The sequence below is a fragment of the Trueperaceae bacterium genome, assembly GCA_019454765.1.
Lineage (GTDB): Bacteria > Deinococcota > Deinococci > Deinococcales > Trueperaceae > JAAYYF01.
The window spans coordinates 1-14045 of sequence record JACFNR010000054.1; the positions used below are offsets into that span (position 1 = coordinate 1).

Here is a 14045-nt window from a genome sequence, read left to right on the forward strand (position 1 = left end):
GCAACGCAGCCGGATCCAAGCGAGTCGGAGGGCGCGGCAACTGGAGACGTCATGCCCGGCTCCCGTCACGCGGCACTCACTCCCCCGATTGCCGCCCGTAGTTCCGCATCATCATGCCCGTCGCCCTTCGCATGCCCAGCCGCTCGTAGAAGGGTTGGAGGTCCGGGTCGCACAGCAGGTCGATCATGTAGAGGTGGTCTAGCTTCCGTAACAGCCGCTCGATGAGCTCCGAGCCGATCCCTTGCCCCTGGTGGCTCGGCAACACCTCTAGCAGGGGGATGTAACCGGTCAGCACGCCGTCGGTGATGGCGGTTGCGAACCCGACGACCTGACCGCCGGGCGCCTCCTTCGCGAGCATGATCGCGTCGCTCGCGCGGAGGAGCCTCAGATGCGTCGTCGGGCTTGGTGGGTCGGGCCAGCCCTCGAAGAAGCCGCGGAGCTGCGCCGGCTCTGTTCCGCTCGGGTCGTCCGTGTAGATGATCATGCCGCCACTATGCCAGCCCCGCAAGGGTCCTTAGCCGCCTCACCGCAGCGTCTCGTCCAGGAAGGCGAGCGTCATGCGCCCGACCTCCTCGAGCGCCTGCGCGGCCGGCGTGGTCTGGCGGCCACCGAGCCAGCGCGTCAGCAGCGGGCTCGTGAGCCCCAGGTCGGTCAGGCTCAGGTGGTTGGCGCCGACGACGTGGTGGTTCACCACCGTGGCGGGTCCGACGGTCAAGAGCCGCACGTTCCCTGCGTACTGCGGCAACTCGTCGAGCCTGGACCAGGTGGCGTCGGAGTAGACGTTGAGGACCGGCGCGGGGTAGGGCTCGCGAGCGAGCACGAACTCACCGTCCCGCACCCCAACGAGGTCGCCGAGCATGGGGGCCTCGAGGGCAACCACGGCCCTCACGTCGCGGCGGTTTCGGCCCAGGCTGAGGGCCGCCGCTCCGCCCAGCGAGTGCCCGGCCACGCCGACGCGCCGCGGGTCGACCGCGGCGCGCACCTGGGCCAGCGCCGGCCCCGCCCCGGCGGGAGCGGGCCGGCCTCCCGTCAGGCTGTCGATCACGAACTCGAGGTCGCCGGTGCGGACGCCCAGCCACTCGCGGTACCTCGCCAGGCTGGCCGCGGGGTCGGCCTTGGCGTCCTCACGCTGGAGCTCGCGCAGGTAGGCGAGGTTGAACCACCGCAGGGCTCCGGACGCCTCCCTGACGTAGAGCGCCTGGTAGGTGTGGCCCACGGCGGCGACGACGTACCCGCGCGACGCCAGCTCCAGGTAGAGCGACTCGTTGCTCTTCAGCACGCCGAGCCCGCCGTGCGAGAAGACCACTAGCGGTCGCCGCGTCGGCGCGGCGCCGGGCGTGGCGGCCGGGTACCAGAGGCCCACAGTGACCGTGCGCTTGGTGGGCTCCTTCCGGTACGGGTCGTCTCGCCCCGGATCCGTCAGCGTGACCGTCGCCCGCTCCACCGCCAACGCCCCACTGGGGTGCAGCGGCCCCGTGCCTTGTGGGAAGAGGAGCGCCGGCGTCACCGCCAGCAGGGCAGCGAACCCGCGCAAGCCGCCGCCGGCCAGCACGTGGGCCGTGGACCGGCGCCGCGTCGGGCGAGCCCGACGCCGTGCAACGAGCCACGACGCGAGGCTCGTGGCCGCGGCGAGGGAGAGGTACGCCGCCGCGCCCAGGTAGCGCGCGCTGCCGTCCAGGACGCGGAAGTGGACGGCGAGAGCGAACAGGCACAGCAGGCCGCCTCGCAGCGAGGCCGTGGCGGCCGGCCCCGGCTCCGCGCGCCCAGGGCGCCGCGTGGTCAGCGCCGCCTCGACGAGGAGCATCAGGAACGCCAGACCGACGGCCGGCGCGACCCCGCCCGTCACGCCGTCGACGAGGTCGCGGTCGCGGGCGCGGCCGCAGGCCGCGCGACCTCCCTGCGCGAGACCGGGACGATGGCCGTCGCCCCGATCACGACAGCCCCGGCCGCGAGCGCCCAGGCCGCGCGGCCGGCGGCGCCCGGGAACACCGCTTGCAGCATCAGGTAGGGCTGGAGCGCCGCCCAGGCGAGGCCCCAGAGCGTTACCGTCGCGACGACGAGCCGGCCCCAGCGCCAGGCGGCCCCGGGCCCCCGGAGGCTCCGCCACCCGCGCCTGCCCGCCCGCGCGTCCACCACCAGACGCGCCGTGCCCCACGCCGTCCCCAACCACAGCAAGGCGGTCAGCGCCGTCAGGGCCCGCGTCGCGCTCGTGATCTTGCTCATGCCGAGCGGCCCCAGGCCCTGCCACCCGGCCCAGAGGTCGAGCAGTTCGGCCATGAGCGGCCAGCTCCGCTGGCTGTTGGTGAGGATCACGATGCCGACGCCAGCTGCCGGCACGGCGTGGAAGTGGCTCATCCAACCGTGACCCTGCCCGCCGTGCCACACGGCCGTTCGGCCGTCCGCCAGGACCTCGGTGAAGCGACCGGCGGCGTAGCCGTCGGCCACGAGACCGTAAGCGCCTCGCACCTCGGCGCGGGGCACGTGGAGCGCCAGCACGGGCCCGGCCGCGGCCGCTCCCACCTCGGCGGCGACGAAGCGGGCCAGGTCGTCGACGGTGGCGTACAGGCCGCCCGCCGCCAACGCCGGATAGACGTAGGCGGGCACGGCGCGGCCGTTCAGGTCATGGCCGGTCGGCAGCGCGCCAGGCTCCACGTCGGACCAGTCGAACGTGGCCCGCCCCATCCCGAGGGGGCGCAGGACCTCGTCTCGCATGTAGTCCGCGAAGCTCCTCCCGGTCACGTCCTCGACCAGCAGCTCCAGCAGGGCGTAGCCGACGTTCGAGTAGGAGAAGCGCGCCCCTGGCTCGGCGACCAGTCGGAACTCCTCCGTGAGGTGCCGACGCAGGCTGGGCAGCGGCGCCCCGGGCTCGTACTCCTCGCCCACTCGCCCGAGTGCCAGTCCGGCCGTTCCGCTCAGGAGGCGCCCCACGGTGATGGCGCCGCGCCGGGCCTCCGGAACGGGCGGTTCCCACGTTCGCAAGTGGGCCTGGACCGGGTCGTCGAGCGCTACCAGGCCGCGCTCCACGAGCGTCATGACTCCCCGGGCGGTCACGGACTTGGATATCGACTCGGCGCGGAACACCGCGTCGGTCGTCAGCGGGCGGTGCGTTGCCGCGTCGGCGTGACCGAAGGCGCCGGACCAGACGGGCTTGCCGTCGACTACGAGCGAGACGGCGACGCCGGGCACGCCGTACCGCTGCAACCAGCTCGGCAACCGCGCCTCGAGGCCGGCGACGAACGCCGTGGTGGGAGCGCCCGGTTGGGCGGCCGGCACGGGAGCGGCGGCCGGTGCGGCGGTCGCCAGGCTGAGGCACGCGCTCAGGACGACCGAGCACCGCCACGAGCTGCGGGTCGCGGCGGGCGGGTCGGGGCGCCCCCTGCGGGCACCCCTCACAGGTCCTCCCGACCGAACCGCCACGTCGCCGCGACGAGGAGTAGGGCGCACCACCCGAGGGTCGCCACCACCGGCAGGGCGCTCGGCAACGGCGCACCGGCCGCGACGGCGGCGGCGTAACGGCCCAGGACCCACGGCGTGACCGTCGACAGGCCGGGGAGGAATCCCAACACGAGGTCGCCCCCCAGCAGGATGGCGAGCGGCACGGCCAGCACGACCCCCCGTTGGTCCACGAGCGCGCCGAGCGAGAGGGTCAGCGTCAGGTAGAACAGGACGGCGACGGCATCGAGCGCTAGCGCCCCGAGGAAAGGTCCCGCCGGCAACGGTGCCCCGTTCTCCACCGACAGTAGCGCGTACGCCGGCAAGCCAGGCAGCAACAGGGCGGCGAGGAGCAGGGCCAGCGCGTTGGCCGCGAGCTTCGCCAGCAGGAAGGCGGTCCTCCCGACCGGCTTGGAGAGCACCCAGGCGGCCGTCCCTAGCTGACGCTCGGCGACGACGCTCCCTTGCATGAGCAGGACCGCGCCGACGGCCGGCGCGAGCGCCGCGAGCGTGAAGAACATCTCGAGCGCGACCGCCAGCACGCTGCTGCCCTCGGCCGCGAAGGCGTCCCGCATCAGCCGGAGGGGCAGGAGGAGCGGTCCCACCAAGACGACCGTCCACACCACCGGCTGTAGCCACCAGGAGCGGGTGCGGGTCCAGGCCCGCGACTCCTTGGCGTACAGGTTGCCGAAGCCCCGGAGCGCGGCCGCACGCACGGCGGCTAGCCCGCCCCTCGCCGTCGCCTCCACGGCGACTCGTTCAGGCATCGCCGTCACCCCCTACCAGCTCGAGGAACACGTCCTCCAACGCCACCGCCACGCGGCCGAACTCCTTCACGCTCACCGCCGGGTCCCGCAGGACGTGACGCAGGAGCCCCGACTCGGCGGCGGCCACGTCGGTCGCCACCACCGTCCACGCCGCCAGCTGCCCCTCCTCGCGCTCGCCTGCCGCCGGGGTCGAAGCTATCGAGCTCACCCAGGGCAGGGCCTGGAGCTCTCGCCGTAGCTCGGGCGAGGCGCCCGCGAGCACCAGCCGGTAGCTCGTCCCCTGCCGCGCGGCCAGTAACTCGGCCACCGGCGCGTGGGCGACCAACCGACCCGCGTCGAGTATGGCGACGCGGTCGCTCACCCGCTGCACGTCGTCGAGGATGTGCGTCGAGTAGACGACGGTGGCGCGGTCCCTGAGCTGCCTGAGGATGGCGAGAACGTCGCTACGCCCCATCGGGTCGAGGGCGGCAGCGGGCTCGTCGAGGGTGATCAGGTCGGGCGCGTGGACGGCGGCCTGGGCGATCCCGAGGCGCTGGCGCTCGCCTCCGGAGAAGCCTCGCACGGGGCGGTCGGCCTTCCTCTCAAGACCAACCACCGCCAGGGCCTCGGCGACGCGCCGCTCGTGTTCGGTTGTGGGGACGGCGTCGAAGAAGCGCAGCACGAAGCGGAGCGTCTCCCGTGCGCTGAGATGCCCGTAGAACCTCGGTTCCTGCGCCAAGAACCCGACGCGGCTCCTGATGGCCACGCTGCTCTGCGCCACGTCCAGACCGAAGACGCTCGCCCGTCCGCTGCTCGGCCGCACCAGGCCGAGCAGCAGCTTCATCAGGGTGCTCTTGCCCGAACCGTTGGGTCCCAGGAGCCCGAAGATGGAGTGACGCGGCACCTCGAGGTCCAACCGCGTCAGGGCCAGCACGTTCCCGTAGCGCTTGCTTAGAGCCTCGGTACGGATGACGCCGTCCATCCAGAGAACCTCCGGACGGGGGATCATGCGCGGGGATGCTCGCGTGCCCCCCGCGCACATGGTGCGAGCGCGGCGGGCTCACGCGCTAGGGACTTTGGGCCCGGACGACCGCTCCGCCCTCAGCCCTTGCGCCGCGCGCCGCTTCGCGGTCGCTTGCCGCCCAGCGCGAGCATGCCCAGGCCGATCACGGCCGCCGCGCCCGAGGCGCCGAAGGCCGCGCCGAGGGGCACGCCGGGGCGGGTGACGGAGGTCACCACCGCCTGGGAGCTGGGGGTCCACGCGTCCTCGATGGTTGGGCAACCCATGGGGACGCTGTAGTCGGCGGACTGGCCGGCGGGCGGGTTGGGTCGCGGGCAGGGCGTCTTGTCGGTGCGGCTTGCCGGGAACGCCTTGGCGTTGGTCAGGTTCCACGCCAGGCCCTTGTCGCCCTCGTAACCCGACGTGTTGACCGCCGTGCCAATGCCGGCGAGGGCGGCGAGGACGAACAGGATGATGCCGGCTGTCTTCATGTGTCCCTCCGAGGTAGCTGTGCCCCTGCTGGGCGCTGGGAAGCTCGTGCTACCAGAGGTTACAGGGCGGGGGCCGGCGCTGATGGGAAGTCGGTCGCGTTGGGGCCGGCCAGGCGGACACGGCCGCCGCGCCGGGCTTCCGTCGTATCTTGAGGCGCGCGACCGACCGGCCGGTCGGACGTCGCTCGTTCTCGCCGGAGGGGGTCCACGTGTTGCGCGAGGCGCTGCTCGGCAGGGTGGCTTTCGTCGGCTACTACCTGGTCATGGTCGCGGTGCTGTTCGCGGCACGGCGCCTGTTCGGGCTATCGGGCGAACTCTTCCGCAAGCTGTTCCACATTAGCGTGGCCGCGTCGGTGTTCGTGCTCCTGCACGCGTTCCAGACCTGGTACCTCGCCGCCCTGGCCGCGGTCGGGTTCGGGACGGTCGTCTACGGCGTGATGTTCTTCCTCGAGAGGTACCCGGGCGTCATGCGCGCGTTGGAGGAACGGCGCCCAGGCGAGATCCGCTCGAGCCTGGCGGTCATGTTCTTCACCATCGCCGCGCTCATCGCGCTCGGTTGGGGCTGGCTCGGCCCCGGCTCGAAGTACATGGTGATCGTTCCCGTCATGGCTTGGGGCTTCGGCGACGCGGCGGCCGCGCTCGTCGGCAAGCGCTGGGGCAGGCGGCGCCTGCGCGGCCGCTGGCTCGACGGTAAGAAGACGGCGGAGGGGACGTTGGCCATGGTCGCCTTCGCGACCGCGGCGGCGTTCCTCACGCTCCTGGGCTACACGGGGTGGCCGTGGCACGTCTGCCTCGCCGTCGCGGTGCTCGTGGCGCCGGTTGCCGCCCTTACCGAGCTCGTCACCCGCAACGGGATGGACACGATCACCGTGCCGTTCGCGACCTTCGCCTGGCTCCTCGTCGTCACGCGGCTCTTCGCGCTCGCGGGCGTGGTGTGAGGGGCGGTCGCGGCGGCGGCCGGCAACGCCGGTCGCGGCGGGGACGGGTCGCGGCCGACCACGCGACCGAGAGCGAGCGGACGCTGCTAGTGGCGTGGCTGCTGAGCGCGCCCGGGCCGGTCGTGACCGCCATCGCGGTCGCCATGAGCTCGTCGGCCACGCAGATCGCCGACGCCATCCGGCGCACGGTCGAGTTCGCGGCGCTCGTGACCGGTTGGTGGGTGTTCAGGGCGCGCAAGGGGGTCCCGGACGAGCAGGCCCGCCGGCGTCTCGAGCGGCGGGCGGAGACGAGCGTCAGCGTCGCGCTTGCCTGCTCCGGGTTGGCGATGCTGGCCGTCGGGGGGTACCGCTTCTTCGAGTACGAGCCGGGCGGGAACGTGACCGTCGGCCTGCTGGTGGCGTTCCTCGGCGCCGGCGTCAACGCGGGCTTCTGGCTCAGGTACACGCGCCTGCTGCGCGTGGCGGGCGACGCGGTGATCGCGGCGCAGCGCCGCCTGTACCGCGCCAAGACGTTCGTCGACCTGGTCGTCACGGCGGCCCTGCTCAGCGTGGCGTTGATCCCGACGCATCCTGCCACGCACTACGTCGATACCTTGGGTTCGGTCGTCGTCGCGGGCTACCTCCTGCAGCAGGCGCTCGGCTCCAGGCGGGCCGGGGCGGCGCGGTTGCGCGTCGGGCGCGGGTAGACTGCGCGCACGCCCGCGCCGAGACGCGCCGGCGGGGCGGGAGGAGCGTTCGTGGGTCGGCTGTTGGCTCTCTTGGCGCTGGTGCTCGGGTGGTTGGTCCTCTCGCGGTGGTGGAGCGGGCGGAACGGCCCGGCGCGGGGCCCGTCCGGGATGGGGAGGGCGGGCGCGGACGCTTCGGCCGCGTTGAACGAGGCCTACCGGCGCGGGCTCGCCGACGGCGAGCGAGCGGTCCGGGCGGGACTCGAGGCGCAGCGAGCCGCGGAGCAGCGCGCGGCCAACCAGGCCGGCTACCGCGCCGGCGCGGCAGCGACGACGGTTGGGACCGCCGGAGTGGCGGGCGGTGGGGGCCGGCCCGCGTCCGGCAGGCCCACCTCGAGGGCGGAGGCGCTGGCCATCCTCGGCCTGCCGGGCGACGCGACCGCGGCGGCGGTGGAGGAGCGTTACCGCGAGCTGCGCGCCGCCGGTCACCCTGACGCCGTGCGTTCCAAGCGGCTGCCTGCCGCGGTGGTCGCGTTCGCGGAGGAGCACTTCAAGCTGGTGGGGGAGGCGTACGACCTGCTGCGGCGCTAGCGGCCCCGCACCCTGGCCGAGTCCCGCTCGACCATCAGGCTCGTGCCGTCGACGGCCTCGAAGTCGGCGCCGGTGATGGCCTTGAGGTCCCGCAGGGCGGCGTTGTCCCAGCGCTCGTCGGGCGCGCCGGAGATGAACCAGCTCGAGCCGTTGTCGGCGAGGATCACGCCGTAACGTTGCATGGCGGTGACTATGACCTGGGCCTCCGGCGCCATGCCGGTGGCGTCGAAGTCGGCCCGGAGCCGGAAGCGTTGCCCCATGGGCGGGTAGTCGGGGTCGGTGGAGCTCGAGGCGTCGTGGCGCGCGGGCCACACGTGAGCCCGGCGCGTGCGTGGCGCCGTGAACCTGATGGCGTGGTGGATGGCTCCCGCCGCCACCTCGTCGTAGCGCACCAGGCCGGGGAGGATGGGCAGTCCGGCGGCGTCGGCCGACGTCCAGCCGTCGGGTCTCAGGTCGTTGCTCGTGAGGTCGAAGACCGCTCCCGAGCCGGCGGCCCAGGCCCCGCTCGCCGTGAGCTCGGCGTCGTAGAGCTCGTAGAGCACGCAGTCGGTGGTGTCCACCACCAGCACGTGCCGGTCCCCGCCCGCGGCGACGCCACCGATGGGCGCGCCCTCGATGGGCGCGTCGGCGGGGATAGGGTAGGGTCCAGGGTCAGACTCGGTCGGGTAGTAGAACGTCACCGCCACGCGCCGCTGCCCGGCGCCAACGGCCACCCAGGGGATCCCGATGGGCGCCCCGTCCCACGTGCCGGAGCCGAAGTCCGGGTGCAGCGTTGCCGTCCGGCCTATGGCCGCGACGTACGCCGCCGATTCCGGCAGCACGCTCAGGTGGTCCACCCTGCTGTTCCACACGTTGTCGGCCGGGAAGACGGTGCAGTCGCCCAGCCGGGGCGGCGGGTCGGCGGCCTGCGCCCCGCCGGGCAGCGCGGCGCAGGCGCCGAGCAGCGTCGCTGTCAGGATGGCGGGGCCGAGGGCGGCTAGCGGCCTAACGTCTGGTCGCGGCATGGGGCGATCATGGCGCCGCGGTCACGGGTGTGGATGTGCGAATCCTCCCTAGCGGTGAGGGGCCGAACGCCGGAGGCTTAGACTTGTCGCCGATGGACGGCCTCCTCGACCTATTCGTCCGCCTCGCCGGCCCCAACCCCATCTGGCAGGGCCTGTGGGGCGGGGTGATCATCACCACCTTCAACCTGGTGGGAGCGCTGCTGGTGCTCGTGTGGCGCCACCCCACGCGTCGCGCCCTCGACGGCGCGCTCGGGTTCGCCGCGGGCGTGATGCTGTCCGCCAGCTTCACCAGCTTGATCCTCCCCGGCGTGGAGATCGGGGGGCTACTGCCGGTGGTGATCGGCATGTCGCTCGGCGTGGTGGTGCTGGACAGCGCCGACGCCTGGGTGCCGCACGTGCACGTGCTGGTGACGGGAAGGCGGCGCCCCGACGCCGCGCAGGAGGCCGGGGCCGACGCCCCGCGGCGCAGCGGCATGTCGGGCGTGCTCCTCTTCATCGTGGCCATCACCCTCCACAACATGCCCGAGGGGCTCGCCGTCGGGGTCGGGTTCGGTGGTGGCAACCTGAGCGACGCCCTCGCCCTGATGTTCGCCATCGGCATCCAGAACGTGCCGGAGGGGCTCGCCGTCGCGGTCGCCGCCCGCAACGCCGGCATGGGTAGCCTCTGGTACGCCGCGTTCACCGGTATCAGGGCGGGCGTGGTCGAGATCCCGCTGGCGCTCGTAGGCGCGTGGGCCGTGCACGTGATGGCCCCGATCCTCCCGTACGCCATGGGCTTCGCGGCCGGCGCCATGCTGTTCGTCATCCTCGACGAGATCGTGCCCGAGACGCACGGTCACGGGCACGAGCGCATCGCGACCCTCGGGACGATGTTCGGTGTCGTCATCATGCTCGTCCTCGACGTCGCCCTGGGCTGACCCAGGGCGGCTCCTGGTGCACCCCGGTCAGGCACGCGCGGGCCGAGCGTCCGGTACACAGTGCCTCCTGAGCCGGGCGCACGCCCGCTTGGGACTAGCCTGAGGTGATGCGGGCCGAGCGCCCGCGAGAGGAGCGCGCATGAACCCCAAGATCGTCGAGCTGTTGGGCGCCGAGGCCGACGCCCTCCTGGCGTACGAGGCGCGCGGCATCGACAAGAGCCGCCTCCACCTGCCGGGGCCTGACTTCGTGACCCGCGTGTTCGGCCAGTCCGACCGCAGCCCACGGGTGCTGAGGAGCCTGCAGACGCTGTACGACCACGGCAGGCTGGCGGGCACCGGTTACATGTCGATACTGCCCGTCGACCAGGGCGTCGAGCACTCCGCCGGCGCCTCGTTCTCCAAGAACCCCGACTACTTCGACCCCGAGAAGATCGTGGAGCTGGCCGTCGAGGGCGGCTGCAACGCCGTGGCCTCCACCTTCGGCGTGCTCGGCTTGGTGGCCCGCAAGTACGCCCACCGCATCCCGTTCATCGTGAAGCTCAACCACAACGAGCTCCTCACCTACCCGATGAAGTACGGCCAGGTCATGTTCGGTACCGTTGACGAGGCGTACGACCTGGGCGCCGTGGCCGTCGGGGCGACCATCTACTTCGGTGGCGCGGATTCCGACAGGGAGATCGTCGAGGTCGCCGAGGCGTTCGCCTACGCGCACGAGCTGGGGTTGGCGACGGTGCTGTGGTGCTACACGCGCAACGACGCCTTCAAGGTCGGGGGCGTCGACTACCACGCCTCCGCCGACCTTACCGGCCAGGCCAACCACCTGGGCGTGACGATAGAGGCCGACATCGTCAAGCAGAAGCTGCCCGACGTGAACGGCGGGTTCAAGGCCGTCGGTTTCGGGCGCACCGACCCGCGCATGTACGGCGAGCTCGTGCCGGACGCGCACCCCATCGAGATGGTCAGGTGGCAGGTCGCCAACTCGTACATGGGCAGGATCGGCCTGATCAACTCGGGTGGGGCCTCCGGCGCGGATGATTTCGCCGAGGCCGTGCGGACCGCGGTGTTGAACAAGCGTGCCGGCGGCACCGGCCTCATCACTGGCCGCAAGGCGTTCCAGCGGCCCATGGCCGAGGGGGTGAAGCTCCTGAACCTCATCCAGGACGTCTACCTGGACGAGGACGTCACCGTCGCCTGAGGCCGCGCCTCCGGCGTGGGTCGAGACCCCCGCCGGCGCCCGGTCGAGCGAGGCGCCGTTCGACATGGAAGTGGCCCACGCGGGGGGTCGTGGGCCGATAGGCAGTGTATCAGTCGACTTGCACACTTGTGAAGGGGGCGCCGCCGGTCGGGGATCGGCGGCGACCGCGTCGCGGCGCAGCACGACGTCGGTCGTCAGCTCCTCGCCCCTCTTCAGGATGCTGAACGGTGCCGGCCCGAGGGGCGCGAACGTGAGGCGCAGCTCGAACGCCGCGTCCTCCGTGCCCGGGAGGGCCTGGAACGTGAGGGCGTGCCCGCCGACCGGCACCGCCACGCGGCGCGGCAGGAACAGCGCGCCCACCATCAACGGCTCGTCGACGCGGAACGGCACCCGCACCGCCCAGAGCGCCGCGGGGTCGAGCCGCGCGCTTGGCGCCACCTCGACCCTCACCAGGCAGTCGCCGTCGTGGTCCGGCACGCCGAAGACCACGTGGCCATCCGACCAGGCGAACCCCTGGGCGACGTGGTCGTCCGTCCACAGGAGCCCGAGGGTAGCCTTGCACTCGTTGCTAACCAGGAGTTGGCCGTAGTCGATCGTGATGGGGAACTCCGCCGGCACGGTTCCGGACCCGGCGGCGTCCCCTCCGGCGGACCGACCGCGATCATCCACGGTCGCCGACCTCGCCAGCGCCGCGCGCGCGGCCGTGCCACTCGCCGCCCCGGCCATCGGCCCCGGCCGATGCGGGTGAGACGAACGGCGCTTCGTGCGAAGCGCCGTTGCTGCCTTCGGTCCTCTTGGTGGAGCCGAGGGGATTCGAACCCCTGACCTCTTGAGTGCGATTCAAGCGCGCTCCCAACTGCGCCACGGCCCCGAGCAAGCGGTAGTCTACGTGCTCCGCCGGTGGGGTGTCAAACGACCCCGCGACGGCCGGAACGCCGTCGCTAGCTCGCCTGGTGGGCGCTAGGATGAACGGCCATGGGGCTGTCACCACGCGTAAAGTACCGCAACTTCGTGCTCGGCGTGGCCAACGGCGTGTTCGTGAACGTGGGCGACGCCTTCCTCCACTCCGGCCTCGTGCTGGCACCGTTCCTGGCGGCCCTCGGGGCGGCGCCCGTGATCATCGGACTGGTGCCCGCCATCAAGGTGGGCGGTTGGTACCTGCCGCAGCTCCTCGTCGCCAGCCGCATCTCCCACGAGCCGATGAAGCTGCGCTTCTATCACTTCACCTCCACCGTCCGGTCCGTGGCCCTGCTGGCCATGACGCTGGCCGTGTTCTTCGTCGGGGCCAGGCAGCCCTCGCTGGTCGTCCTCATCGTCCTCGTGATGCTGACGGTCAACGCCATCGCGGGCGGGGTCGGGGGCGTGCCGTTCGCCGACGTCACGGCGAAGATCGTGCCGCACTCGCGGCTCGGCACCTTCTGGGCGCTGCGCAACGCCATTGGCGGCCTCCTCGCGCTCGGCGCCGGGGTGGTGCTCAGGTACATCCTCGAGTCCGACCTGAGCTTCCCCAACAACTTCGGGCTCATACTGCTGCTCGGCTCCGTGCTGTCGGCCATCGCCTACGCGAGCTTCTCGCTCGTCAAGGAGCCGCCCGGCGTGCCCGGCCTCCGGCGGAGGCTGGCGGGCATGCTGCGCGACATCCCCGGCATACTCCGCGCCGACGTCAGCCTGAGGCGCTTCCTGCGCGTCCGCTTCCTCGGCCTTGCCACGCTCTTGGCCGAGCCGTTCTACGCCGTGTACGCCATCAGCAAGATCGGCGCGCCCGACGCCGCGCTGGGCACGTACGTCATCGCGGCCACCGCGGCCGCCGTCATCGGCAACCTCGTCTTCGGGCTGCTCTCGAACCGTGGGCTGAACGTGACCGTCATCCAGATCGGCTACGCGTTGCTCCTCGCCGCTCCCCTCTGCGCCGTGTTCATCCGCGACTGGCGCTGGTTCGCGCTGGTGTTCGTCCTGTCGGCCGTGGGCAACGCCGGCGTGGGGATCGGGGCGGCCAACCTGCTGTACGCCATCGCGCCCCTCGACGACCGCGCCCTATACATCGGCCTGTCGAACACGGTGCTGACCGTCCCGAGCCTGGCGCCGGTGCTGGCGGGCGCGCTGCTGGCGTGGTTCCAGATGCCGGTGATGTTCCTCGTGGCGGCCGGCGTCGGCGCGGCCACACTCGCCCTGTCTTTCAGGTTCGGGTCGCTGCGCGAGGCGGACAGGCGCGCCCTTGGCCTGAGCCGCGCCGCGCCAGCCGACGAGCCCGAGGCGCCGGAGCCGGGCTAGGCCTGGTCGCTAGATGCGGACGAACTCGTCGGTCGACAGCACGAAAACGATGGCGCCGCCAACGGGCACCTCCATCGGTTGACTGGCGAAGACGCCCTCCAGGGCGTGGATGGGCGAACCCGCCGTGACCACCTTGGTGCGTTCGCGACAGGTGGAGTGGATGACGTCCTTCACCTCGACCACCTTGTGATCCTCGACGCCGATGAGGACGGTGGTGTTGCCCTCCCGCAGGAAGCCTCCCGTCGAGGCGAGCTTGGTGGACTGGAAGCCCCGTTCGCCGAGGGCTTCCTGGAGGCGCGCGGCGTCCGCGTCCTGCACGATGGCAAGGATCAGCTTCATCTTGCTGCCATGCTAGCAGACAACCGGCGCATGGCTTGCTAGTAGAATGTGTGAACGAACCTGGAAGGTGTGGCTTGAGCGAGCGGCGCTTCGTTGTTGAGATCACCCACCCGGTGCCGGCAGAAGAGGTGGCGGGGGTGGCTGCGCTCGTCGCGCAGCGTCTCGACATGGACCCGCAGCGCATCGTCACGCTGCTCAGCGGCCGCGTCGGCGCAGTCACCAAGGCCGTGCTCCCCGACAAGGCCATAGCCATCGCGGACGTCTTCTCGGCGGCCGGCGTGCAGGTGGCCGTGCTGCCCGCCGCGCCCCAGGGGGCTCAACGCGCCGCCGGGGACGGACCGGGGCCGGAGCCCACAGCGGGACCGACGCCGCCGCCAGCGGCCGAGGCTCCTCGCGCCGAGCAGCGCGGCGACGCCGACGACCGGGGCGCCGTCCCGGATGACGATGCGGGCTACG

The 14045-nt window shown here is 72.4% G+C and carries 15 protein-coding genes, 1 tRNA gene and 1 pseudogene; 7 read left to right on the forward strand and 10 right to left on the reverse strand.

What is annotated here, in order from left to right:
* Positions 1-76: 76 nt before the first annotated feature.
* From H3C53_11995 to H3C53_12020, 6 genes are all read right to left on the reverse strand, one after another.
* The gene (locus H3C53_11995; protein MBW7917387.1) at positions 77-484 is read right to left on the reverse strand and encodes a GNAT family N-acetyltransferase; all 408 of its coding nucleotides are present in this window, start codon (positions 482-484) and stop codon (positions 77-79) included.
* 39 nt (positions 485-523) lie between these two features.
* Positions 524-1846 (reverse strand): hypothetical protein, encoded by a 1323-nt coding sequence (locus H3C53_12000; GenBank protein MBW7917388.1) that lies wholly within the window; start codon positions 1844-1846, stop codon positions 524-526.
* The gene (locus tag H3C53_12005) at positions 1843-3393 is read right to left on the reverse strand and encodes a beta-lactamase family protein (GenBank protein MBW7917389.1); all 1551 of its coding nucleotides are present in this window, start codon (positions 3391-3393) and stop codon (positions 1843-1845) included. Before H3C53_12005 ends, H3C53_12000 begins: the two co-directional genes overlap by 4 nt.
* Positions 3390-4199, reverse strand: coding sequence for an ABC transporter permease subunit (locus tag H3C53_12010; GenBank protein ID MBW7917390.1), 810 nt, complete (start codon positions 4197-4199; stop codon positions 3390-3392). The genes H3C53_12005 and H3C53_12010 overlap by 4 nt, the downstream gene beginning before the upstream one ends.
* Positions 4192-5160 (reverse strand): ABC transporter ATP-binding protein, encoded by a 969-nt coding sequence (locus H3C53_12015; protein MBW7917391.1) that lies wholly within the window; start codon positions 5158-5160, stop codon positions 4192-4194. The genes H3C53_12010 and H3C53_12015 overlap by 8 nt, the downstream gene beginning before the upstream one ends.
* Before the next feature lie 119 nt (positions 5161-5279).
* Positions 5280-5669 carry a hypothetical protein gene (locus H3C53_12020; protein MBW7917392.1) on the reverse strand — a complete coding sequence of 130 codons (390 nt, stop codon included), beginning with the start codon at positions 5667-5669 and terminating at the stop codon, positions 5280-5282.
* A gap of 209 nt (positions 5670-5878) precedes the next feature.
* Between H3C53_12020 and H3C53_12025 the strand changes: the two genes are divergently transcribed.
* From H3C53_12025 to H3C53_12035, 3 genes are all read left to right on the forward strand, one after another.
* Positions 5879-6607: a phosphatidate cytidylyltransferase gene (locus H3C53_12025; GenBank protein MBW7917393.1), complete on the forward strand. Its 729-nt coding sequence runs from the start codon at positions 5879-5881 to the stop codon at positions 6605-6607.
* 143 nt (positions 6608-6750) lie between these two features.
* Positions 6751-7293 (forward strand): cation transporter, encoded by a 543-nt coding sequence (locus H3C53_12030; protein ID MBW7917394.1) that lies wholly within the window; start codon positions 6751-6753, stop codon positions 7291-7293.
* A gap of 183 nt (positions 7294-7476) precedes the next feature.
* Positions 7477-7863 (forward strand): J domain-containing protein, encoded by a 387-nt coding sequence (locus tag H3C53_12035; GenBank protein MBW7917395.1) that lies wholly within the window; start codon positions 7477-7479, stop codon positions 7861-7863.
* Here the strand turns inward: H3C53_12035 and H3C53_12040 are convergent.
* Complete coding sequence (locus H3C53_12040; GenBank protein MBW7917396.1) at positions 7860-8786, reverse strand: hypothetical protein; 927 nt, start codon at positions 8784-8786, stop codon at positions 7860-7862. The genes H3C53_12035 and H3C53_12040 overlap by 4 nt on opposite strands.
* A 173-nt stretch (positions 8787-8959) precedes the next feature.
* Between H3C53_12040 and H3C53_12045 the strand changes: the two genes are divergently transcribed.
* Together H3C53_12045 and H3C53_12050 are read left to right on the forward strand one after the other, a co-directional pair.
* On the forward strand, positions 8960-9784 hold the full coding sequence (locus tag H3C53_12045; GenBank protein MBW7917397.1) for a ZIP family metal transporter: 825 nt from the start codon (positions 8960-8962) through the stop codon (positions 9782-9784).
* Between the two features lie 139 nt (positions 9785-9923).
* Positions 9924-10979 carry a class I fructose-bisphosphate aldolase gene (locus tag H3C53_12050; protein ID MBW7917398.1) on the forward strand — a complete coding sequence of 352 codons (1056 nt, stop codon included), beginning with the start codon at positions 9924-9926 and terminating at the stop codon, positions 10977-10979.
* A 267-nt stretch (positions 10980-11246) separates the two neighbouring features.
* On the opposite strand, the pseudogene H3C53_12055 reads toward H3C53_12050, so the two are convergent.
* Both H3C53_12055 and H3C53_12060 read right to left on the reverse strand, forming a co-directional pair.
* Positions 11247-11705, reverse strand: a pseudogene (locus tag H3C53_12055) (hypothetical protein).
* A 69-nt stretch (positions 11706-11774) separates the two neighbouring features.
* Positions 11775-11850 (reverse strand) — tRNA-Ala (locus H3C53_12060).
* A 104-nt stretch (positions 11851-11954) separates the two neighbouring features.
* On the opposite strand from H3C53_12060, the gene H3C53_12065 reads away from it, so the two are divergent.
* Positions 11955-13250 carry an MFS transporter gene (locus H3C53_12065; GenBank protein MBW7917399.1) on the forward strand — a complete coding sequence of 432 codons (1296 nt, stop codon included), beginning with the start codon at positions 11955-11957 and terminating at the stop codon, positions 13248-13250.
* Between the two features lie 9 nt (positions 13251-13259).
* On the opposite strand, the gene H3C53_12070 is transcribed toward H3C53_12065, so the two are convergent.
* The gene (locus H3C53_12070; GenBank protein MBW7917400.1) at positions 13260-13589 is read right to left on the reverse strand and encodes a cyclic-di-AMP receptor; all 330 of its coding nucleotides are present in this window, start codon (positions 13587-13589) and stop codon (positions 13260-13262) included.
* Positions 13590-13663: 74 nt separating this feature from the next.
* Between H3C53_12070 and H3C53_12075 the strand changes: the two genes are divergently transcribed.
* Positions 13664-14045 (forward strand): hypothetical protein (locus H3C53_12075; GenBank protein ID MBW7917401.1); only part of this gene is annotated, 382 nt, incomplete at its 3' end.

Bases quoted from the DNA above. Each gene is read 5' to 3' on its own strand.
- H3C53_11995 (MBW7917387.1), bottom strand. From the start codon at position 484: ATGATCATCTACACGGACGACCCGAGCGGAACAGAGCCGGCGCAGCTC.
- H3C53_12010 (MBW7917390.1), bottom strand. From the start codon at position 4,199: ATGCCTGAACGAGTCGCCGTGGAGGCGACGGCGAGGGGCGGGCTAGCC.
- H3C53_12015 (MBW7917391.1), bottom strand. From the start codon at position 5,160: ATGGACGGCGTCATCCGTACCGAGGCTCTAAGCAAGCGCTACGGGAAC.
- H3C53_12020 (MBW7917392.1), bottom strand. From the start codon at position 5,669: ATGAAGACAGCCGGCATCATCCTGTTCGTCCTCGCCGCCCTCGCCGGC.
- H3C53_12030 (MBW7917394.1), top strand. From the start codon at position 6,751: ATGAGCTCGTCGGCCACGCAGATCGCCGACGCCATCCGGCGCACGGTC.
- H3C53_12045 (MBW7917397.1), top strand. From the start codon at position 8,960: ATGGACGGCCTCCTCGACCTATTCGTCCGCCTCGCCGGCCCCAACCCC.
- H3C53_12050 (MBW7917398.1), top strand. From the start codon at position 9,924: ATGAACCCCAAGATCGTCGAGCTGTTGGGCGCCGAGGCCGACGCCCTC.
- H3C53_12065 (MBW7917399.1), top strand. From the start codon at position 11,955: ATGGGGCTGTCACCACGCGTAAAGTACCGCAACTTCGTGCTCGGCGTG.
- H3C53_12070 (MBW7917400.1), bottom strand. From the start codon at position 13,589: ATGAAGCTGATCCTTGCCATCGTGCAGGACGCGGACGCCGCGCGCCTC.